We start from the raw sequence: 21,825 nt of genomic DNA on the forward strand, positions 1-21,825 counted from the left end.
AATCATAGCTTATGTCAGTGTCCGAAATTTGGGGGGTAGCTCATACTATGGGACGCTTCAGCAATACAGGTTGAGATATGTTCTCGCGAAGCTGACACAGTATGTCGAACTCGCGGCGTACGGAGAGACAGAAGGCACCCGTTGGCTGCAGTCCTACACCAGCGGTGGCTTCGAAATCGAGCACATCTTTCCCCAGAAACCTGATGCTAAGGCAGCGGAGGAGTTTGGTCCGATCGAGGACCCACTGGTCTCACAGCGTCTAGGGAACTTGGTGCTCGTCGAGAAATCGATCAACTCGTCGCTTGGCAATCGCGCCTACAGCGAGAAGCGGCCGATCTATCTTCAGTCGAAGCTGCTCCTGACGCGCGCGCGCTCGGAGCGGCCGCAGGTCGGCGCAAATACCCGCATTGACCGCGCCGTGGCATCAATTGAGTCCTTCCCGACTTGGACGGAGCGCGACGTCCTGCAGCGGCAGCGATGGCTGGCGGATCTGGCGCGCTCGGTCTGGCGGATACCAGCGAGTTCGGCCGCACCCTCATGAAGCTGCTTTTCACCCGCAACGAAAGTCCGTTTCGTCCCACAACCCGGTCATTACGGCAGGCAGCACCGAACGGCCGCAGTGGCGGACGTTCGATCTCTGTTCCATTTCGACAAGTACCACTGGCATCGAAGTGCTCAGGTTGCCTGCCCGAAAAACGTAATAATTTCCGAAGCCTACAAGCTATTCACCAAAACGGCGCAGTCATGAGGTCCGGAGAATATCGGCCCTGAGAGACCCCTCCCGGGCCTTTTGGCGGCTGGCCCAGTGCTCAGCCCCTCCCGCATAACCCTCGAAAACAACGGAAAAATCCGACCGCGGCCAGATCGGAAGAACGCTTTCGCGAGGGCAAGTGGCGGAGGGGATGGGCCTGGCGTCCAACCTTCTCTGCCTCCTAACCTGTTGATTTTATACACTCAGATGCGAGGCAAGCAGATTTCTGCCGGGGCAATACCCGCTCCGCATCGTGCGGCGCACATCACTATCGTGCACCGAGCCGATTTAGGAGAAGCCGCCGCCCGCCGCGATCACTGCGAAGGGCTTTCCCTCCTGCCCCGGGAACGGCGCACGAACGCCGATGCGCAGGGGTCCGCGCAACGGATGGTTCACATCTCAAGGCCAACGACGAATGGGCAGCCGCACGGCAATACTTGCGCCTTGAAACGCGCGCTTGGGCACCGACCATCCAACGATCAGGCTGCCCGCCGTGGCGTCCTGATCGACCACGACGGCTCCGAGCGGTAGGCGCTTCATGGGGACAGCATTCCAAGAGGTCCTTTGGTCGTTACTTGATATGTTTTCCTCGTCAGCTAACATTTGGCTTCAAGAGCGCGACCGGGGATTCGTATGGGGCTGAGCGCAAGAGATCACTCCGGCAGGAGCCAGCGGATCGATTGGAGTCCGCCGAATATCTTCAGTTCGGTCGAACGGTTTGATTTCACGAACCGGATCGAGCATCTTGAGGTCTGCTCGGTTCCACCCGGACCGCGCGGCCTCGCCGTGTTCGAGTTTGTCTCGTCCGGTCACGTGTCGTTCACGACCGAGGAAAATCGAACGGCGCTAGTTCTGCCGACCTCCGGAAGGCTTGAGGTCGAGGTGGAGGGACAGCGGGAAACGACACTTTCCGGGGGATTGGCAGCCTTCGGTCCGATAAGGCGCAAAACGACCACTGTCGCGCCAAGTCACGGCACTTTCTACCGGTCGCTGTCGATCGTTTCGCCGCGCAAGAATGACGCGAACACCAAAGGTGCGCAGACCCAGGTGCTTTCCCCAGGGATGTGCGTGCACTCGGAAGATGCAAGCGAATCCGGTTCACTTGTAGATTTCCTCGAGTACATCCTGTCCGACCTCAAGTCCCCGCGTCCCGTCTTGACCGCGCCGCCTGCATACGCAGCGGCCGAAGCGCTTCTTGCGGAGTATGTAGCGCGTGCATTAGCGACCGGAGCGCCGAGCGCGGAGCCATTCACGCAGCACTCGAACAAGACCTTCAACCGCGCGCGCGAATACATGGCTGCGCACTACCAAGAGCCGATCACGGTTGTAGAGGTTGCGAGAGCCGCGGGCACAAGTGTCAGAGCACTTCAGTCGACTTTCAAGGCGCAGACCGGCAAATCTCCCCGGCAGATCCTGACCGAAATTCGACTCGACCATGCACGTGCCTTTCTGGAAAGCGGGTTGCCCGGAACAACAGTCACGCATGCGGCGCTCGAAGTCGGCTTTTGCCACCTTGGCCGCTTCTCGATCGCTTATCAGCATGCATTCGGCGAACTGCCGTCAACGACGCTCAAGCGCGCGCGGAAACTGCCGTGATCTGAATACTCGGACCGACGCGATCTGGCGCCGGGAAACGAGAGATTTCCTAACAGTATAGGGCGAAGGCAATTCGGCAGGTTTCCGTGCCCTGGACTGTTGAGGGCAAAACAAGGGGCCAAAGCGGGAAGATTTAAAATTGCTCCCTTCTTCAATATTGCCGCTCATTCTTTCGCGATCGAAGTTGCATGCTCTTCTCGTGTTTGGCAGGTCTCTTGAAGTTCTGCGCAATTCGGACAAAAGCGCGCGCATATCGGATAGCTGAGCGGAAACCCGGTCGGTAACCTGGACACGGGGCGCTTGGAGAACCATCGCTCAATCGTGAAATCCTCGTGCCGATTGGGGGGGTAACGTCAATTACGTCTTTGATTCGTTTTCCGGTCCTGCAAGCGCTCCATCGACCTTTCATCTCGATCTCCGCGCTGTTCGCGACGCTCGCGTTGATCCTTTCGGCAGCTGAGACAGCGGCGCAGAACATCCGCACGGAACGCGTTTCCTTCGCATCGGGAACGTCCGGCGCTGTCATCCGCGGAGAAATCCTCGGCGACGAGATCATCGACTATGTCGTGGGCGCGAGGGGCGGGCAGCGCATGATTGTCGATCTCGCGGTCGACAATCCCAGCGCCTATTTCAACGTGCTGCCCGCCGGCAACCCGGCTGTCATCCATATCGGGAATGTTGCCGGCAACCACTTCGACGACATCCTGCCCTCGAGCGGAGACTGGGTGATCCGCGTCTACATGATGCGGTCTGCCGCACGGCGCGATGAGCGAAGCGACTTCTCGCTGTCAATACATATCAACGGTGCGGGCCAGTCGGTCCATTCGGCGGATTTCGCCGACGGGGATGCCGGCGGGCCGGATTTCTGGCAGGTCACCGGTGTCTCGGGTGGCGATCGTCTCAATGTCCGAAGCGGGCCTTCGGCACAGTATTCGATCATCGGACGCGTCGCGAATGGGCAGATCTTCCGGAACTTCGGCTGCCGCGGCAGGGGTAACGACCGCTGGTGCGAGGTCGAGCATGCCGCGGGTGGCATGCGCGGATGGGTCGCCGGTCGCTATCTGAGGGAATCGGGGGCGCCGGGTGCCTCGACCGCGCCGGCGCCGAACGGCAACGCATCGTCGGCGAGCGGAACGGATGTGGCTGCCGAAGCTTGTCGCCGCGCTCTTGCAGCGCAGGCAAACCGTCCGACGTCGGACATCGCGATCGCCGAAGTCCTCGAGGCGGAGGCTGGCATCGGCGTCACGATGACCATGGCGGGCGCAGACCGGCCCTGGTCCTGCATGTCGGACGCAGCGGGCAATGTGCAGGGCCTGATGTACATGGGCGAAGGCTGACGGGACAGACGAGGTCGTATTTGCCCGCTGCGGCGAAATACGGTGCTGCCCGGTCCGGGGTGGAGTCGCATCGGGTCATGGAGCATCTGCCTCGGGAAGCAGATCGTCGCCTCCGATATGCAACGGACGGGCGGCTTCATCGCCGGGTTCGTTGCGGGTGCGCCGAGAAACTTGAAATGGAGAACAACCAGATATGAAACACATAGTGGCCTTAGCTGCCATCGCGCTAACCTGCACCGCCTGTGTCGAAACCAACGGGACCAGCAGCCTGCAAACCGGTTCCGGCAATGACACCGCGGCGGGATCGGTTCGAGGAAGCGTGAGCGCGCGTTCGGGCGGTGGCTACACCTTTGTGCTGAATCGGGACAGGGCCGTCTGCACCGCCGTTTTCGAAGATGCCGCCGCCGCGGGAGCGACCGAGCTCTCGGATCTGGATTGCAGCGGCGGAAACGAGGGCACGGCGACCATCGTCTACGGTTCCGATTCGAGACCCGACCGGGTTGTCTATGCTGTCAACGGCCTCGGAGGCGGCACCATTGATTTGTAAGGTCTGGTCTCGGAGCGGCGCCATTGCGCAGCCATTGAGTCCAAAAGGAGCGCCATCATGAAGGGTCCTTTCGACCATAGATGCTGCGGGCTACACGCCGCAGCAATCGCCTGCCTGCTTGCTGCCACGCCGGCGGCGTCGCAAGAGCAGACCGAGGAGGACAAGCGGAAGCTTGAGGCATTTCTCGAGTTCCAGTCCAACCTGCCGAGTTTCCTGCCCACGGTGAACCTGATCGACGCCGAAGCGCTGCCGATCACCTTCCCGTTTCGTATGGTAGGAGAGCAGATCGTCGTCGATGTCGATTTCGGTGACGGCGTCGCGCGGCCCTTCATGCTGGATACCGGGGCACCGACCTTCGTGACGGAAGAGATCGGCGATGCGCATGGCGGCGAGGTGGTCACCGAGATGGTGACGATTGCCGGGGGCGGTGTCATCGAATGGTCGCCCATGGTGAAGTTTCCTTCCGTCACCATAGCTGGCGCACTCGAAATCACCGACGTCACGGGTGGGGTCAACTGGGCAACCGAGGGGCCGTTCTACTGCATCACGCGCAATGGACTTATCGGCTCGCAGGCCATGCGAAACGCAGTCTGGCAGATCCACTACGGAAACGACGAGATCACCGTGGCCGCGACCGTCGACCAGATCGACCACATCGCCGATGCCATCGCCCTTCCGTTCACCGTCAAGGAGGACGGGCTCTCGCCAACGCCATGGGTTGAATTGGGCCTGGGCGACGGCAAGCTTGTGTTCATCGTGGACACCGGCGGCGGCGTTCCCTTGACGATCAACACCGATGCCCTGGAAAAAGTCGGGCTCGAGTTGTCCGAGGATGCGCCTGTGGCCGCCGGCATCTCAAGCGGCGCGGGGGGCGATTTCGACACGGCGCTGGCCGGGCTCACGGTTCCGATGATGTTCGGCGACACCGAGCTTCTGACGACTGCTGTGGTGGGCGACGGCCTCGCGCCGACCACCGATGGCAACATGGGCGCGTCGTTCCTGAAGAATTTTGTCGTGACGTTGGATTGGTCGACCCAGACGATGTATCTCGATCCGCTTTTCGAGGGCGACCGCGTGCCGCTTCCGGGCGCGGCTTCGGTCGGGGTCGGGTTCCGTGGCGATGACCTCGCCGTGACGTCGATCGCGAAAGGCGGGCCGGCGGACGAGGCGGGCCTGACGTTGGGCGAGGTCGTGACCGCGATCGACGGAACCGACGTGACCGACATCTCTGCCGACGCGTTCTGCGAATTGAGGAAAGCGCCGTTTGAGACGGTCACGACCGCGTCCGGCCAAAGCTACGATGCCGGCATGCTCGAAGGGTTCTTCGACAACCCGGAGTGAACGACACGCATGTCCGGGGCCTGCGTTCCGGACATCGCAACACTTGTCGCAAGGGACACGGACAATGACGCCCGACCAGATCATCGCCGCGATCGGCCTCCTGATGGCCGAACCCGATCCTGCCTTCGACACCTTGCGCGAGGGTGGCTTCGATCCGCGCTATCCGGTCACCGTCGAGGCCTGCCCCGAGACGACCTCGCCACTCGACATCGAGGGCCAGACGATCATCTGCGGAACGGTCAGCGTGCCGGAGAATTACGACGAGCCCGACGGTCGGCGCATTCCGCTGGAGTTCGCGCTCGGGCGGGCGCATTCGACCAACCCCTTCAACGATGCCATCATCTATCTTCACGGGGGACCGGCCGGAGGTGCCTTGTCCGCGATCGGTGCCTCGACAGAAGTCACTCTCGGCGATCACCGTCCGCATCGCGACGTGGTGACCTTCGACCAGCGCGCCTCGATGCTCTCGTCGACCACGGTTCGCTGCAACGAGACGATGGCGGAGAACATCGCCGGCCTGGTCCGCACCGTGAAGAATGCGCCGACGCCCGAAGGTGAGGAGCCGTTCGATATCGGTGCGCTCTTCAAGCCCTGCATCGACGAGCTCTATGCCAGTGGCGCCGACCTGCCCGCCTACAACACCGAAAACAACGCCCGCGACGTCCGCGCGCTGATGTCCGCGCTCGGTTATCCGGAATACAACATCTTTGGGATATCCTACGGCACCCGCCTCGCGCTGGAGGTGCTGCGCACTGCGCCCGAAGGCGTGCGCTCTGTCATCATAGACGGCGTCGCTCCACCGACCGTCCAACTCTACGACGATCTGTTCGGTCCACATGCCGATTCCATCGAGACTCTTTTCGATCAATGCGCCGCACAGCCGGCCTGTGCCGAGGCCTATCCCGATCTCCGCCAGAAGTTCATCGATCTGGGCACGGTCCTGACCGAAACGCCGATCCCTGCGGCGCGCGGCATGCCGGCCATCGATGCCGATCTGTTCTACAACATCATCAATCTGCGCACCAAGCTCAGCGAGCACTGGGTCCGGGACCTGACCAGGTATCTGCCGCGTATCATCCATGAACTGGCCGCGGGCGACCCCACCACCTTCGACTGGTACATGTCGACCTACGGTGGGAACGACGCCGCCGCGAATAGCGCCGCGGCGCTGCTTGGCCCGGCCGACGCCGGTCTCAGCGGGGACGAACGTGCGCTGGCCCTGTCGGTTCTCGAAGCCGCGCAGAGCATGTCGGACCAGGCCGAAGGCGTCGCGGCTGTGATGGCCCAGCTCAAGCACGATCTCGTCGCGGGGACGACGGCGGTTTCGGTGGCCGAAGCATTCGACCAGCGCGCGTCAGAGGCGCTGCGGGAGCTCTCCCACGACGAGATTGTTGCCGCCGTTCAGGACTATGCCCGAATGCAAGCGGGCGAACCGACCCGCGCCGCGATCGGCTATTGGGTTCTCGCGCATTTCCATGGACCGGACCAGACAGAGCTCATGAGCCTGATCAATGCGATGAGCGAGGGCGACATCGCACGGACCTTCGACATCGCGCGTGTGGAACTGGATCAGTACCAGGGTACCATCGAAAACGTGATCGGGCTTCGCATCTATGCATGCCAAGAGGACTTCCCCTTCAATTCCCGAGAGAATGGAGCGAGGATTGCGTCGGAGTTTCCCTATGATGTGATCGTGGGAGAGGAGGGCCGGACGGCTCTGGAAGGCATCTACACCATATGCGATCTCTTCGAGCAGGCCCCCCGGGACGGGTTCCAGACGCCAGTCGTCTCGGATGTCCCTGTTCTCGTCGCCGGCGGAACGAACGACACCCAGACCTCGTGGAAATGGTCCCATCTCGCTGCGGAAACGCTCAGCAACTCCCGGGTCGTGATCTATCCCAACTCGGGGCATGGCGCGTCGCTCTACTCGAAGTGCGGACGCGACATAAACGCAAAGTTCATTCTCGACCCGGGTACGGAGCTGGACCTTTCCTGTGTCGAACCCCTGACTCCGCAGTTCGTGCTGCCTGACGCAACACTTCCCTAGGCGCGGTGGTCGGAAGCAAGCGGTGCTCAATTACAAGTGTTCAAACCAAGAAACGGAGAAATGCGGAACATGAAAATCACCATGAGAAGTTGCGCCGGCCTTGCCGGCATCGCTCTCCTTGCAGGATGTGTCGAAACCAGCGAGCCGGCACCTGCGCAAGTGCAGCCGGCGATTGGCAGTTCGTCGGACCTTTCGTCATTCCAGGGCGCACGTGCAGGACAAGCCGAGAATGGTCTTCAGAATTTGGGCTACCAGCTTGCTCGTACCGAAGGACTGACGGCGTATTGGTCCAATCGGGACACGGGCGCCTGCGCCCGCATCGTCACTGCCGACGGTCGCTACGAGTCCGTGACCATGGTCCCTTCGGGAAACTGCTGACAATGGTGCGAGCGGGACGCCCTTCCAAAGCCGCATCGCTCGCAGTCGCGCCGGGTGTGAAACGGCTTGACGGCACTGATGTGCCGGTTGCGTCGCGTGGGTCGGGTGAATGCTGACCCGCCGCCGCCTCCTCGCCGGCAGTGCCGCTACGCTCGCCGCAACCCGCCTCGGAACGGCGGAAGAAGCCCGGATCGACATTGCGAACATGCTTCCGGGCGACTTCACTTGGCACCCGGAGCGATCGCCGCACGGGGCGGTAGCCGTGATCGCATCGATCCCGGAACAGCGGGTGCACGTCTATCGCAATGGTGTCCGGATCGCCGTATCGACCTGTTCGACTGGAAAGAGCGGGCACGAGACCCCAACCGGCGTCTTCACCATCCTGCAGAAGGATGCCGACCATCGGTCCTCGACCTATGGCGGGGCGCCGATGCCCAACATGAACAGATTGACATGGGACGGTATCGCGCTCCATGCCGGAAACCTGCCGGGGTACCCTGCATCGCATGGGTGCGTACGACTGCCGCTGGAATTCTCCCGGTTGCTCTTCACGGTCACGCATATCGGCTCGCCGGTGATCATTTCCGGCGCCAACAACGACCCGTGGGACCTCGTGCATCCCGGACTGGTTCTGCAGGCTTTCGCCGAACAGGAACTCGAGACGGCCGTTGAGAGCCTCGAGGCACGCTCCCATCCCTCGGACTGGACCAATGAGCAGCCGTACCCGATCACCACTGTGCTGGCGACCGCAGCAGACCGGCGTCTGATCGTGATGGAGGACGGGCGCGAGGTCATGCAAGACGAGATCGAGATCCCCGATAGGCGCCCATTGGGTGAACATGTGCTAGTGTTAAAGGAACGGCGGGACGGCGGTTTGGGCTGGATGGGAGTCACGCATCATCCCGATCCTACGCACCCGCTTTGGCCTGAGGAGCAGGTTCTCGACCGGCTGCGTCTGTCTTCCCGGGCGAATGCCCATATTGCCGAACGCTTGCACCCAGGGATGACTTTCTTTGTATCCGATCTCGCCGCGACACCGGACCGACGGTCCGGTGAAGATTTCGTGATCCTGACGGGCGAGCAACTCACCTCGCCCCGTCCACCACGGCTTCCGGTACGTCCATGAGACTGGTCGCGGCCCTTCTGTTCTCACTCGCCATGTCGGGTGCGGCCCTGGCACAGTCCGGCCGCCAGGATCCCGGTACTCATCTCCCCGACACAGACTTCGTCGTCGTCAGGATCGACGGATCGGTGAACATGCGGGCGGGTCCAACCACGGAAGCGAACCGGTTGCAGCGTGTGCCAGACGGCACCTTGCTGCGCCGCGTGGCTTGCGAAGCCGGAACGGACGAAAGCTGGTGCGAGGTCGAACTGGCCGACGGCAGCCTGGCGGGCTGGGTTGCCGCGAGGTTCTTAATGCCATGGTATGGGGCCGATCCTTTCGCCCTCGAGAGTGCTGCAATTCCGTCCGACCGCCGTATCGAAGTTCGTGGCGAAGGAGCCTATTCGGGCACATTGGCCAAGGGCGAAATTCTGGACCTCATGCTGTCTCCTCCGGCCGACGCCGTGGTCGGGGTTACCCTCGAGGCTGCCGCTTCCATCGGCACGACGGCTTTTTCGCAGGATGCTGCGCCTCTCGCCTCCGGCCGCGGCACAAGCGAGCTGGCGGTGCTGCTGCCCGAAGGCGGAAAACTTCTGATCCGAATAGCCGACATGGTTGGCGATGGCGGCAACTGGAAGCTGGATGTCGCATACGATTGACACCGGCAACGACAGCCCGAGTGTGGCGGCGAGATCGACATACCAGTCCAGGCTGCTTTGGCTGGATATAGCGCGTTCCGTGGCGTTGCTTGGGATGGTCGTCTTTCATTTCACGCGCGACCTCGAGATCTTCGGCCTCATCGCCTCCGGAACGACCCTGACAGGCGGTTGGGCGACCTTCGCGCGCTTGGTGGCGGGGAGCTTCTTGTTTCTCTCCGGCGTGAGCTTCGTTCTGGCACATCGGGGCGGTTTCAGGACAAGAGCCTGGGCGCGACGTTTCGTCATCATCTGCGGAGCCGCCGGTCTCGTGACGGTTGCCACGCTTGCAGTCTTTCCGACGCGCTTCATATACTTTGGCATATTGAACGCGATCGCAGCCGCCAGCCTGATCGGGCTGCTCTTTCTCCATGTCCCGGCCATGGCAGCGCTTTTCACCGGCCTTGCAATTCTTGCGATCGATCGATTTGTCGGACCCGGCATATTGGAAAGCCAGTGGCTCGTCTGGACCGGGTTGAGCGTGGCGGCGCGGCCCTCACTCGACTTCATTCCGCTCGTGCCTTGGCTTGCGCCGTTTCTGTTTGGCATGGCCCTGGCACGCTCGCTTCCCAGCGAAACTTCCCGGTCGAGTTGTTCGACGAAACCATGGCTTCGCATGGCGACATGGCCCGGCCAACACAGCCTGCTGGTGTATCTGCTGCACCAGCCGCTTCTGCTCGGATTGGTCTGGGTCTCCGCGCAAATCTTGAGGTAGTGGCAAGGGAACTCCTCGGGGTTGCTTGGAAGCAACTCGAAACAGCCGGTATCCTGCGCATGCCGACGCGCCCACCTCTTGCGAGAGTAATCCAGATCAGTCCCGGCTGGAGCCATACCCGAGCATTCCGTCATGTTCTGCGACTCATCCGAAAACGGCGAAGCCTTCGGACAATCGCTGATAGATCGCCATGAGGCTTGCTGCCGCGATCATCGCAGCCGCAAACGCCGCGACAAGGAGCCATCCGGTCAGCGTTCGTGTGCCCTGTCGTAGCCCGGCCGTGTCGATCTGCCCGCGCAAGATAGCCTCTTCAGCGGCGATCCTGCGACAGGCCCGGCCAAGTGCCAGAAGGACGATTGCCCCGGCGACATAAGCAAATCCGACCACGACACTGACGACGACCGTCTGTGCGCTTCCGCGAGACAGCGCGCTTCCGATGATCAGCAGGGCATCTAGCAAACAGACGGCTGCTCCCAGTCTGCAGACTAGTGAGAGAGCGCTTGTCATGGATGTTGAGGTGCTGGTTGGTGCGGCGCCTTCGTTATCATCAGTACCTGATCCCCGGCGTGCGCCGCCGCCGGCGAGTGGCGGCGCAGTACAACTGAACCCAACAGAACCTGTTCAGAGCGAGCCTTCGTTGCCGGTATACATGACCCCGGCCACTTGTCCCGATGGGCTCGATTCGCAGGACCAAGGTGCGTCGGCGCCTGCGACGGTAGCCCGAACGCCGACACCGGCCTCTCCCTCGACGACGTCGAAAACTGCCACATCGGATACGGAAAGGCCGGTCTCCCGCGCGATGGCTGCACGACAGGCGTTGGCGGCGGTGGAGTTCAGATCTCCACCGGTGACAGCCGGCGTGACCGTGGAGCCTTCGTTTTCAACGCAGCCCGCGAGTACGGTAAGGCAGATCAGGCCGATCGGGGCACAAGTTCTGAAGATCATTGTTTCACTCTCTCTTGTTGGACTCGTGGCGTCATCTTCGCCGAGCGTTCAACTGAGAAAAAGGAAAAACCTCGCACGATGCTTTTTCGGGGCGCGCTGAAAAGACCGTGCCGCCGCCCGCAGCGCTGCAATTTTCGAGACCTCGCCTTAAACGTGTGCGCACGAAGGAAACCGTAAAGGGCTGATCAGCATCCATGTTTGAATGCCCCCTGCGATGCAACAGTTTCCTCGACGTTCTGAGCGTGTGATCGGGAACGGTGATGTTGCTGTTTCCAGCATCTGGCGTTGGACACCATTGGCCTTCTCCGTGGTTTCAAGGCGTTCGGCGAGGCGTCCTGATCGCTCGCCGGAGCGACGCAGGGCCAGCAGGAACAGAAGGATCGCGAGGGCGGTGACGCAGTAGCGAAGCGCCGCTTGCGCCCATGCCGATCCGGCGAACGTGGCGACGAGGCTACCAATCATCGCCGCCCCCGGCGCCAGTCGTCGAGGCGGGCGTAGATCGTGACCGCGATGCCACCGAGTGCCACGACGATGAACGCCCAGCGGAGCGTATCAAGATAAGGCACCAGCGGCAGGATGGCGGATTGGGTCTCGGCCAGGACGCTCTGCGCGACCTCGACACCGGCTGCGCCCAGCGTCGCCACGCCAGCCGCGCCACCGCCTTTCAATGTGCGGCTCTCCGTCAGCGCTTCGCGTGCGGGCGGCGTCTCGGCTGCAAATGCCGTTGCCCGGACCGGGAACCGCTCGCCCCACTGCCGTGCGGGGCCGAGGTCGACATGGATGAACCCCGAGCGCGGATAGAAGCCGAAGCCGAGGAACCCGACCTCCCGCGCCGCCGCTTCGAAGACCACCGGGTCGTGGTTCGTCATGGCGATGTCGAAGGCGGCGCCGTCGAGGTGCTTCGAGCGGGTTGCGCCGCCCACGGCGCGGTTGTGCTCGGGGCTGCGATAGGCGGAGCGGACGATCAGCGGCTTGCCCAGCCGGTCGCGCAGCGCCTGCAGCTTGTCGAGGGCCGGTTCGTTGACCAGCAGCTTGCCGGTGCCGCGGCACGCGATCTCGGCCGGGCTGAAATTCGGCCAGCGCCATGCGCTCTCCGGAACGTCGCGCCAGTGGCGGTGGAAGGTCGTCGTCATGGGGGTCCTCCGAGAACGAAAAACCCGCCTCGAGGGCGGGTCATTGCGGGCTGATGAATGGGGATGGGGTGCGACTACGGGCTGCCGCCGAAGATCTTGAGCTTGATGGCGATGCCCGCGAGCAGCGCCAGCATGACGCCGGTGGTGATCATGCGGACAGCGGTCTGCATCGCCGTGCGGCGCACCAGCCGGATGCAGTCGACCAGAGAGCGCAGGTCGCGGATATCCAGCGCCGCCTCGTCGCCGTCGAGGCCGACATCGACGAGCGCGCGCTTCGCGCCTTCCTCGGCCGCCCGGGTCAGGATCGCCTCGAACTCGGCGTCGGGCATGCGCACGAAGCCCTCGGACCGGGGTGGGTTCATAGGTTCCTCCTTCCGCGGCTCAGCCAATCTTGCAGCCCCAGAAGGACGTGTGATCGGCGGCGAAGTAGCCGTCCGCGACCCGGAAATACCCCTGCAGCTCGACGGTATCGCCCGCGGTGAGCGGCACCATGGTCTGCAGCCAGATCGCGGTGGCGAGCGAGACGTGGGTGGCGGAGATCTCGCCGAGGGAGCCGCGGATTTCGGTCGTACCGTTCATGACGAGCCGCCCGCGCATCCTCGCCGTGGCGCTGGCGTTGATCTTGTAGAGCAGTGTCGCACCGAAGAGGTAAGTGCCGTCCACCGGCGCCACGAAGTGGTTGTTCGCGGCGTCGAAAGCCCCCTGGTCGTTGTGGTCGGTGTTGTTGAGGCCGATCTTCGTCCAGGTCCCGACGCCGACATAGTTGTCGTAGTTGGTGTACGCCTTGAAGCGGGGCAACCGGGGCTGATCGACGATGCCGGTGGCGTTGTCGACGCTGAGCCCGTCGAAGAAGGTGCCGCCATCGGCCGAGACCGCGAGCCGGAAGCGGTCCGAGCCGAAGAGGCCCACCAGCGCCTTGGTCACGAAACCGGTCTGCAGCGTCAGCCCGAGGTCGTCGCCCGCCGACTCCTTGTTCATGGTGTAGAACAGATCGCCGGTGCCGCCCTCGGCCACGGTCTTCGCCGTCCAGAGCGCCGCGTTCAGCTTGGCCGAGAACGGGTTCGACGCATCTGCCGTCGTCCCGAGCCCCAGCAGCGCAAGGTTCTGCAGCGCCGTAGGCGTGGTTCCGATCCAGCTCGAGCCGTCGTAGACCAGCAGCAAGACCTCGTCCTCGACCCACGCCCGCCAGCCGGGGCGCGGCGGCAGGCGCAGCCAGGCGCCATCGGTCCAGAGCGCGACGTTCAGGTCCCATCCCGCCCAGTCGCCCGTCGCGCCCGAGCCGACGATGTAACGGTTACCATCGGCAGGGCTGCCGGGCGGGGCCGTCAGGTCCCGGTCGAGCACCGAGAGCTGGACGAGCCCGTCGAGGATCCGCAGCGCCTCGTTGTGGGTGACGTGCTTCTGGGTCTGCGCCGCCAGGATGTAGGGAAGCAGGAGATGGGTCGTGGCATCGGACATGGGTTGGCCTTCAGAGTGTCAGCGTGACGGTCTTGGGCGCGCCCCGCCCGACGAGGGCGGAGAGCTGGAAGATGCGGATGTCGAGCGTGTCGCCGGGGCCGAGCGGCGCGCCCCAATCGGCGCTCTGCTGGGCGGCGGTGTAGACCGCGCTGGTGGTGGCGGTGCTCAGCACCCGCTTCACCGTGGCGCCGTCGAGGATCTCGACCTCGTAGGCTTCGAGTTCTTCTCCGAGCGGCACCTCCAGCCCGCCCCAGCTGTCGGCCGCGAGCGCGCGGGACCGGCGCGTCCAGCGGATGGTCAGATCGCCGGGACCGCGTGGCGTGCGCCACGGCTGCTCGACATGGACGACGGAGAACGGCCGCAGCCCCACGCCCACCGGCGTGAAGGCCTGCGCCACATAGGTCTCGTCGCTGACCGGGCGGCTCGCGGGGCCGATGCGCCAGTTCCACGGGATGCCGAGATCGGCCTCGGCGATCGGCAGTGACGCGAGCGAAGCGCCCAGCACGACGACCCGCGCGCCTGCAGGGGCCGGGTTGCCCATGGCGCCCTCGGTGCCGCGCTGGCCACGCAGGAGCCGGGTGAGCCGGTACCGGCCCGGCGCCAGAAGCCCCGCCGTGCCCGCCTGCACGATCTCCCAGACGCCGGGCGCACTCTCGATGGCCAGCGCGTTCGCCCCGCCGAACAGCGTCAGGTCGGTGACACTCTCCAGCGTGCCGGTCAGCAAGTCGACCACCAGCGCATTGCCGAGATCGAAGCGCGAGGTGGGGCCCGCATAGAGGTCCGAGACCAGCGCCCCGATCTGGGCGCGACTGCCGAAGGTGGTCAACAGTTCGAACCCGTCGGTCGAGGGGCTGCGGAACACCGCCATCTCGCCCGGCCAGGGAACGGCGTGCGCCGCGACAAACGGCCGATGCGCGGGCTGATCCTCGATCAGCTGCGGCAGGTCCATCAGCACCGCATCCGGCGCGCCGAACACCACGGCGCGTGTCAGCGAGGCCGCGCGAGGATCGCCGGGCGGCAGGTCGTAGGTCGCGCGGTCTTGGCGCACCGCATCGATCCCACGCGCCTCGGCGTCGGCGATGGAGACGAGCCGCAGATCAACCAGCCGCCCGTCATGCGGGAGCCGGATTGGGTCGGCTGGATCGAGCGCGAGACGCGACGGCGGCAGACGGAATGCCGCCGTCTCGCGCCCCACCCACGCCTCCATCAATGCGCGGCGGCAGCGCCGTTCGGCCTCCTCGGGCGGCACAGCCATCGGGAAGGACTCGGAAGCGATCCGCGTCGTGTCCACCGTGATGCGCCGCGCCTCGACGAGGGCCGCATCGTAATCCTCGTCGGCACGGGCGATCTGCCATTTCAGGGCCTGTGGGAGTTCGGTCTCCTGGCCGCGCGTCAGTTCCAGCACGTCGCCCTCGCGAGGGGCCACAAGATCGTCGGGCGCAAGCGTGGCGACGGAGGCCTGCCCGCGCATCACGAAGCGGATCACACCCTCGGTCTCGACGGCGTCGAAGCCGAAGTGGCGCGACAGCGTGGTGATCGATGCGCGCGGGCTTTCGAGCGCCGTGATGGCGTAGCCTTCGACCGCGCCCCAGAGGCCGGAAACGTCGATCCGAGAATCGGACAGTCCGGCGCGCAGGCAGAGGTGCCGCACGAGCGCCGCGAGCGACACCGCGCCGAGCCGCCCGGTCAGCCAGTGGCCGAGCCGCCAGTTCGCGCCGTCCGTCCAGACATCGGTCAGCGCCGGAAAGAACGGATAGGGCCGCGCGTCCCAGGTCCACGCGGCGCATTCGGGGACGTGCACCATCCGGCCGCCGTAGACCAACGAGATCGGGTTGTTCGCAGCCTCGCCCCACCAGAGATACGTCGCCTCGAGATAGGCCCGCTGGATGGCGTCGTCGCGCCAGCCCCGCGAGAAATGCGGCGTGAAGCTCTCCGAGGACTTGGGATCGAAGAAGACGTTGGGCTGGTTCGTCCCCCGGTCGATGGCCGGACAGCCCAACTCGGTGAACCAGATCGGCTTCGACTGCGGTACCCATGCCGTCGGCGTGCCGCTCTCCGCCCCGCCCGGGCGGTCGTAATGCGCGTTCGACCACCAGGCGCGCAGATCCTTGTAGCGGAAGACCCACGGCTTGGCCGCCGCGCCGTCCGTGATCGGCGTGCGCACCTGCGCGGTGCGATCCGCCGCGCTGGCATAGAACCAGTCGAAGCCTTCGCCGCCCGCGATGTTCCCCTGCAGGTAGGCGCGGTCGTAGATCGCGGGCCAGCCCTCGGCTGCGTCGAGATGCTTGAAAACGTCGCGCCAGTCGGAGAGTGGCATGTAGTTGTCGATGCCGACGAAATCGATCTCGGGATCGGCCCAGAGCGGATCGAGGTGGAAGAACACGTCGCCCGAGCCGTCGCCCGGCTGGTGCCCGAAGTATTCCGACCAGTCGGCGGCATAGCCGATCTTCGTCCCCGACCCGAGGATCGAGCGGACATCCGCAAGCAGGTCACGATAGGCCTGCACCGCCGGATAGGTGGCCGCGCCCGAGCGGATGGTCGTCAGCCCCGGCATCTCGGTGCCGATCAGGAACGCGTCGACCCCGCCCGCCGCCGCGCAGAGATGGGCATAGTGCAGCACCATCCGCCGCAGACCCCAGTCGCCGGGCGTGCCGGTCCAGCTGACGCTCTCGCCCGAGACGCTGAAGCTCGCGGGCGTCGCCGCGCCGAACAGCGCCGCGACCTGGCTTGCGGCCGTGGCGGTCTTGTCCACGGTCCCGGCGAAACCGGCGGCCGGGGAACAGGTGATCCGCCCCCGCCAGGGGAAGGCGGGCTGGCCCGTCACGGCGGCGTTGTCGGAATACGGGTTTGGCAGCGTGTTGCCGGGCGGCACGTCCATCAGGATGAACGGGTAGAAAGTGACGCGCAGCCCGCGTGCCTTCATCTCCTGGATCGCCTGCACCACGGCGAAATCGGACGGCGTGCCGCCATAGACCGGGCGGTCCTGATCGTCGCGGCTGACCAGAAAGGCATTGGCGCGGCTGACGCCATTCACCGACCAGCTTGCGGGCGTGGTGGACTTGGCTGACACCTCGACGCCAGGCCGCACCTTGCAGGAGCCTGCCCGCAGGTCGTCGCCGAACCACGCCACGACAAGGCTGACGCTCTCGACCGCCGGGGCCATCGCCTGCAGCCGGTCCAGCGCTTCGACCATGTCGGTGGCGTCGGCCAGAGCGTTCAGGTTCTCCGGCACCGTCGCGCCGCCATCGGTCTTGCGGATCGCCTGCGTTGCGTAGGTGAACTCGCCCGAGGCCGGGATCATGGTGACGGCGCGCGTCAGCCCCTCAGCAGTGTCGGGGTCGGCGAGCGGGCGGAACACCTCGAAGGACAGCTGTGGCAGGCGGTTGCCGTAGGTCGAGAGCGCCAGCTCCTCGAACACCACATAGGCGGTGCCGCGGTAGGCGGGCGTGCTGGCCGCGCCCATCCTGGCCGCGATGAACGGATCGGCGGTCTGAGTCTCGTCGCCGGGATACCAGCGCCAGGTGACGCCGGAGAGGTCCATCGGCTTGCCGTCGGCCCAGATGCGCCCGATCCCGGTGATCGGTCCCTCGCACAAGGCGACGGCGAAGGAGGCGTAGTAGAGATACTCGGTGGTCTTGACCTTGCCGCCTCCGCCGCCCTTGCCGCCGCCCTGCGTGGTGGTCTTCGTCTCCTCGCGGAAATCCGTCGCCCAGATGATGTTGCCGCCCATCCGCATGCGCCCGTAGAGCCGCGGGATGACCGCGCCCTCGGTGGCCGACGTGATGCGCAGCGTGTCGAGCCGCGCGCCCTCGATGCGCTGCGTCGGCGCCAGCGACGAGATGATCCAGCTGTCGACGACCGAGCCGATGCTCGAGCCGATGAAGCCGCCGATGGTCGCGGCGCTGACGCCGAGGACCGCGCCGCCGATCGAACCACCAATGGCGGCGCCAGCGGCGCCGAGAACGAGGGTGGCCATCTTGATATCCTGTCAATGAAGAACGAAGTGGCTGCTCAAGGGCGTCTGAGTCAGGGCTCGACCGCACATGCTGCAGGGCCAAGAGGCGAACTGCCGACAGGAGGGTGGCCGGCAAGCTCAACGGTGTGACGCTCGGCTTCAGGCTCAGAGCACGGATCTGGCCGATGTGTCAGATACCGGGCCGCAGCTTCACCGGACCGGCCGTTCATGTACCGTGCAGCACTATCGAGAGGCGAAGGTCTGCAGTGCGGGACAAAGCTGACATTGCGAAGCTTCTATTCTAACCTTTAGACACGGAGGGATAGCGATGGCACAGCGAATGACCGGTGGATGTAAATGTGGATTGGTTCGCTACCAAGGCATCCGTCTGGCCGTTCCCATGTTTCGCTGCCACTGCCGTGATTGCCAGCAACTTACTGGCTCGGGGCATTCGGATATGGTCCCTCTTGCCATCGAAGGCTTTGTGATAAGCGACACCGTGAAAACATACGAGATGCCGGGCGGATCGGGCCAATCAACGTTCAGCGGTTTCTGTCCGAATTGCGGATCACAGCTTACGCGGAACAGTCAGCGGATGAGTGACCGAATATATGTGCATGCAGCATCACTCGACAATCCCAGCAGCTATCAACCAGAGAAATCAATTTATTCGGGTTCCGCACAGCCGTGGGATGAAGCCGCGATTATCAAAGAACAATAAGGGCTCAGAACCGACTGCCGCGGTGCGACATGAGAACGCAAGACTGCTGCGATTGAATGTCTGCTTCGCCAAAGGGCCCATTCGGCACGCACTCGCGACGAATGGCTTTTCTCCGCCCTTCCTGCAGAATTTCGACATCTGCCGCGTTGCAGCATCGATCAAGGTGGGCGGGAGAGACGGGCAAGCGAACGTTCGATCTCTGTTCCATCTCGCCGAGCGCCACCGGGATCGAAGTGTTCAGGTCGAAACAGAAGAAAGTCCCGTTTTTCCAGAAGTTTATAAGCTCTGCACCAAATCGGCGCAGTCATCAGGTCCAGAGAATATCGGCCCTGAGAGACCGCTTCCGTGCCTCCTGGCGCCTGAGCCGGTGCTCAGCCTCTCCCGCCTAACCCTCGAAAACAACGAGAAAATCCGGCCGCGGCCGGATCGGGAGAACGCTTTCGCGGGGGCAAGTGGCGGAGACGAAGCCCGCCAGAGTTAGGTTTCCATTCTTCGCAACCTGTCGCAAATCGCCCTTCAAAACCAATCCTCTACGCCAAAAACTTTCAGATCCGCACCCGCCATCCATTGCAATTCGTCGCATCAGAACGCATGCTTTTTAGGAGGGTAAGTAGGAAGCTGAAATCATGCCTCGCGTTGCCAAAGAACTGTCGGCACTCGAAGTTAAGAGGTTGAGCCATCCCGGCAGGGGGCGCAACGTGAACTTCGCCGTGGGCGGCGTATCTGGCCTCATGCTGCAGATAACTCCGAACGGAGGCCGGACATGGGTTCTGCGAGTGACCATCGGCGGCAAACGTAGAGAAATCGGCTTGGGCGGCTTCCCCGATGTGACGCTTGCCCAGGCCCGTGAGCGGGCGCGGGATACCAAGGACCAGATATGGCGCGGCATAGACCCGTTGGAGGAACGCAAAGCCGCTCAAGCGTCACTTATGGCCGCCCAGCGCAGGGGCCTTACCTTCGCGGATGCGACCGACAAATACCTTGCCGCGAAACTTGACGCCTTCAAGAACGCCAAGCACCGCCAGCAATGGCAGAACACGTTGCAGACCTACGCTATGCCCGAGCTTGGCCAGTTGCTGGTGGACGACATCACCGTGCAGGACGTGCTGCGCGTGCTGGAACCGATCTGGCAGACCAAGACCGAAACCGCATCCCGGTTGCGCGGGCGCATAGAGGCCGTGCTGTCATGGGCAACGGTGGCCGGGCACCGCACAGGAGACAACCCGGCGCGCTGGGCGGGGAACCTGAAAGAGCTTTTGCCCGCCGCTACAAAGGTGGCGAAGCAGGACAATCAACCCGCCGTGCAGATTGATGAGGCCCCGCGCTGGTTCGCCGCTCTTCGCGAAAGAGGTGGCACGGGGTCCCGAGCCTTGGAGTTCGCGGCCCTGACCGCCACTCGCTCGAAAGAGGTTCGCGGCGCGCTGTGGGACGAGATCGACCTAGACGCGGGCCTGTGGGTCATCCCGGCCGCGCGCATGAAGATGGAGCGCGAGCACCGGGTTCCGTTGTCGCACGAGGCCGTGGCGCTCCTGAAAGCCCTGCCGCGCTTTGAGGGCAACCCGCTGGTGTTCCCTGCCCCGCGCGGCGGCGAAATGTCGGACATGACACTCAGCGCCGCCATGAAGCGCCTGCACGCTGCTGACCTTGGCGCGGGCGGGCCGGGTTTCGTGGACCGAGTGAGCAAGCGCCCAGCCGTTCCCCACGGCCTGCGCAGCACCTTCCGGGACTGGGTGGCCGAACGCACGCATTTCCCCGGCGACATGGCCGAGGTCGCACTGGCCCACAAGGTGGGCAATGCCGTGGAAGCGTCATACCGGCGCGGGGACATGGTGGAAAAGCGCCGCGCGATGATGGCGGCTTGGGCAGACTACCTGACCGGCAAGAGCCGGGCCGGGGCAAGTGTGGTGAGGTTTGGATGAGTGACAACTGCGAAACAAATGGATTCAAGGGGGAGAGGCCCATAGAAGATGACCCGCTATTTTTCTGGCGTTTGAACGACGACTTCAAGCTGCCAGATGCAGCAATCCTTATAACTGGCAATGACCCATCCAAGACTGAAATTCAGTACAATGAGAACGAGGGGTACGCACACTACAACTCTGACGGTTCGTACATGCGCGCCCAGAAGCGAGACTATGAAGGCTTCGAAGCCGTCTTCGGGGCGCTCAAAAGCGCCATCAGAAGGGGCACACTACAAGCCAAATTGACATATCAAGGGGGCGTAGCCGCCCATGGCGCTACCCGTGGGAAAAACTTCCGGGTGGTTGCTGCGCACGACTTTTGGCACCTGATCAGAGAGACTTCCGACAACCCATTCGCCAAATTCGAAGACGTTGAGATAGAGGTGGATGTGGACTGGGACGAAACTACCGTGGATGCTGATGACCTGAAGCGCTGGTTGCGCTCAAAGGGCTTCACCGGAGGGTTCTTCTTCCCAAACCAAGAAACGTTTGGAGGTGATGATTTTCTTGATGCTGGTCACGAGCATTTTTCCTCTGAGCTTGCGCTAGCCGTCAACGCATGGCGCGCATTGCTTCCGGAAAGAAAATTCAGAGGCGGCGTGAGAGCTGCCATTGACGCGTGGATCGTGGCCAATCCTGACGTGTGGCAAGGCGATGAGCCGCTTTCAGGGTCCGCGAAAGAGCGGATTACAACACTCGTGAACTGGAACAAGAGCGGCGGAGCGCCGAAGTCAGGCGGCTAACCTACCCATCCCCCCACAGAACCAACCCACCCACTTAAGCATCTGCTTCTATTGACTTTTGCGTCTATCGAAGCAGCCAAGCCCAGAAACTCGCAGCTTGGGGCACCAGCGCAGGGTGGGTAGGTTCGCAGTTCCAGGATGCCGCGGTTTTCTGAACCGCCCCAACTATTCTACACCATATCTAGCGCACCACACTGCACCCAATCGCAACCCATTGGAGTGCATCGCATGGCCCACACTTACCTTTCTGACGCCCAAGTCGCAGCCCGTTACGGTGTCCACCGCTCGACGCCCTGGCGCTGGGCGAAGTCCGATCCGAGCTTCCCGGCCCCCGTCACCCTGACGCCGGGCTGCACCCGCTGGAAGCTGGCAGACCTTGAGGCATGGGAAGCCTCCAAGA

The 21,825-nt window shown here is 63.7% G+C and carries 20 protein-coding genes; 13 read left to right on the forward strand and 7 right to left on the reverse strand.

Translation table 11 applies throughout. From position 1 onward, the window contains the following. From ATO3_RS19680 to ATO3_RS19725, 10 genes are all read left to right on the forward strand, one after another. Positions 1–541 (forward strand): HNH endonuclease family protein (locus ATO3_RS19680; RefSeq protein WP_143747310.1); only part of this gene is annotated, 541 nt, incomplete at its 5' end. 843 nt (positions 542–1,384) lie between these two features. Beyond that, positions 1,385–2,347: a helix-turn-helix transcriptional regulator gene (locus ATO3_RS19685; protein ID WP_088651621.1), complete on the forward strand. Its 963-nt coding sequence runs from the start codon at positions 1,385–1,387 to the stop codon at positions 2,345–2,347. Positions 2,348–2,712: 365 nt separating this feature from the next. Then, positions 2,713–3,684: an SH3 domain-containing protein gene (locus ATO3_RS29260; RefSeq protein ID WP_233152228.1), complete on the forward strand. Its 972-nt coding sequence runs from the start codon at positions 2,713–2,715 to the stop codon at positions 3,682–3,684. Positions 3,685–3,877: 193 nt separating this feature from the next. After that, the gene (locus ATO3_RS28565) at positions 3,878–4,231 is read left to right on the forward strand and encodes a hypothetical protein (protein WP_143747311.1); all 354 of its coding nucleotides are present in this window, start codon (positions 3,878–3,880) and stop codon (positions 4,229–4,231) included. A gap of 57 nt (positions 4,232–4,288) precedes the next feature. Then, complete coding sequence (locus ATO3_RS19700; RefSeq protein ID WP_088651623.1) at positions 4,289–5,572, forward strand: PDZ domain-containing protein; 1,284 nt, start codon at positions 4,289–4,291, stop codon at positions 5,570–5,572. A 64-nt stretch (positions 5,573–5,636) separates the two neighbouring features. Further along, positions 5,637–7,619 carry an alpha/beta hydrolase gene (locus ATO3_RS19705; protein WP_088651624.1) on the forward strand — a complete coding sequence of 661 codons (1,983 nt, stop codon included), beginning with the start codon at positions 5,637–5,639 and terminating at the stop codon, positions 7,617–7,619. Positions 7,620–7,688: 69 nt separating this feature from the next. Further along, on the forward strand, positions 7,689–7,997 hold the full coding sequence (locus ATO3_RS19710; protein ID WP_233152229.1) for a hypothetical protein: 309 nt from the start codon (positions 7,689–7,691) through the stop codon (positions 7,995–7,997). A gap of 109 nt (positions 7,998–8,106) precedes the next feature. Continuing rightward, a complete protein-coding gene (locus tag ATO3_RS19715; RefSeq protein WP_088651625.1) occupies positions 8,107–9,123 on the forward strand; it encodes a L,D-transpeptidase in 1,017 nt (338 codons plus the stop codon). Beyond that, positions 9,120–9,758 carry an SH3 domain-containing protein gene (locus tag ATO3_RS19720; protein ID WP_088651626.1) on the forward strand — a complete coding sequence of 213 codons (639 nt, stop codon included), beginning with the start codon at positions 9,120–9,122 and terminating at the stop codon, positions 9,756–9,758. Before ATO3_RS19715 ends, ATO3_RS19720 begins: the two co-directional genes overlap by 4 nt. Beyond that, on the forward strand, positions 9,742–10,509 hold the full coding sequence (locus ATO3_RS19725; RefSeq protein WP_088651627.1) for a heparan-alpha-glucosaminide N-acetyltransferase: 768 nt from the start codon (positions 9,742–9,744) through the stop codon (positions 10,507–10,509). Before ATO3_RS19720 ends, ATO3_RS19725 begins: the two co-directional genes overlap by 17 nt. A 144-nt stretch (positions 10,510–10,653) precedes the next feature. Here ATO3_RS19725 and ATO3_RS19730 read toward each other — a convergent pair whose 3' ends face one another. From ATO3_RS19730 to ATO3_RS19760, 7 genes are all read right to left on the reverse strand, one after another. Continuing rightward, the gene (locus ATO3_RS19730) at positions 10,654–10,968 is read right to left on the reverse strand and encodes a hypothetical protein (RefSeq protein ID WP_088651628.1); all 315 of its coding nucleotides are present in this window, start codon (positions 10,966–10,968) and stop codon (positions 10,654–10,656) included. 162 nt (positions 10,969–11,130) lie between these two features. Beyond that, positions 11,131–11,454 carry a hypothetical protein gene (locus tag ATO3_RS19735; protein ID WP_088651629.1) on the reverse strand — a complete coding sequence of 108 codons (324 nt, stop codon included), beginning with the start codon at positions 11,452–11,454 and terminating at the stop codon, positions 11,131–11,133. 147 nt (positions 11,455–11,601) lie between these two features. Next, entirely contained in the window at positions 11,602–11,916 is a 315-nt protein-coding gene (locus tag ATO3_RS29265; protein WP_233152230.1) for a hypothetical protein, read from the reverse strand. Continuing rightward, a complete protein-coding gene (locus ATO3_RS19745) occupies positions 11,913–12,587 on the reverse strand; it encodes a YcbK family protein (protein ID WP_088651630.1) in 675 nt (224 codons plus the stop codon). The genes ATO3_RS29265 and ATO3_RS19745 overlap by 4 nt, the downstream gene beginning before the upstream one ends. A gap of 74 nt (positions 12,588–12,661) precedes the next feature. Then, positions 12,662–12,949, reverse strand: a complete 288-nt coding sequence (locus ATO3_RS19750) for a DUF6127 family protein (RefSeq protein ID WP_088651631.1) — start codon at positions 12,947–12,949, stop codon at positions 12,662–12,664. Positions 12,950–12,968: 19 nt separating this feature from the next. Then, complete coding sequence (locus ATO3_RS19755; protein ID WP_088651632.1) at positions 12,969–14,045, reverse strand: DUF2793 domain-containing protein; 1,077 nt, start codon at positions 14,043–14,045, stop codon at positions 12,969–12,971. Positions 14,046–14,055: 10 nt separating this feature from the next. Continuing rightward, on the reverse strand, positions 14,056–18,021 hold the full coding sequence (locus tag ATO3_RS19760; protein WP_088651633.1) for a baseplate multidomain protein megatron: 3,966 nt from the start codon (positions 18,019–18,021) through the stop codon (positions 14,056–14,058). Positions 18,022–18,328: 307 nt separating this feature from the next. Here ATO3_RS19760 and ATO3_RS19765 point away from each other — a divergent pair, with 307 nt between their 5' ends. The 3 genes from ATO3_RS19765 to ATO3_RS19775 all read left to right on the forward strand — a co-directional run bounded on the left by ATO3_RS19765 (position 18,329) and on the right by ATO3_RS19775 (position 21,425). Continuing rightward, a complete protein-coding gene (locus ATO3_RS19765) occupies positions 18,329–18,721 on the forward strand; it encodes a GFA family protein (protein WP_088651634.1) in 393 nt (130 codons plus the stop codon). A 626-nt stretch (positions 18,722–19,347) separates the two neighbouring features. Next, positions 19,348–20,640 carry a tyrosine-type recombinase/integrase gene (locus ATO3_RS19770; protein ID WP_088651635.1) on the forward strand — a complete coding sequence of 431 codons (1,293 nt, stop codon included), beginning with the start codon at positions 19,348–19,350 and terminating at the stop codon, positions 20,638–20,640. After that, entirely contained in the window at positions 20,637–21,425 is a 789-nt protein-coding gene (locus ATO3_RS19775; RefSeq protein ID WP_088651636.1) for a hypothetical protein, read from the forward strand. The genes ATO3_RS19770 and ATO3_RS19775 overlap by 4 nt, the downstream gene beginning before the upstream one ends. Positions 21,426–21,825: the final 400 nt, after the last annotated feature.

Origin of the sequence: Marinibacterium profundimaris (assembly GCF_002210095.1) — a bacterium.
In the GTDB taxonomy this organism is placed as follows: domain Bacteria; phylum Pseudomonadota; class Alphaproteobacteria; order Rhodobacterales; family Rhodobacteraceae; genus Marinibacterium; species Marinibacterium profundimaris.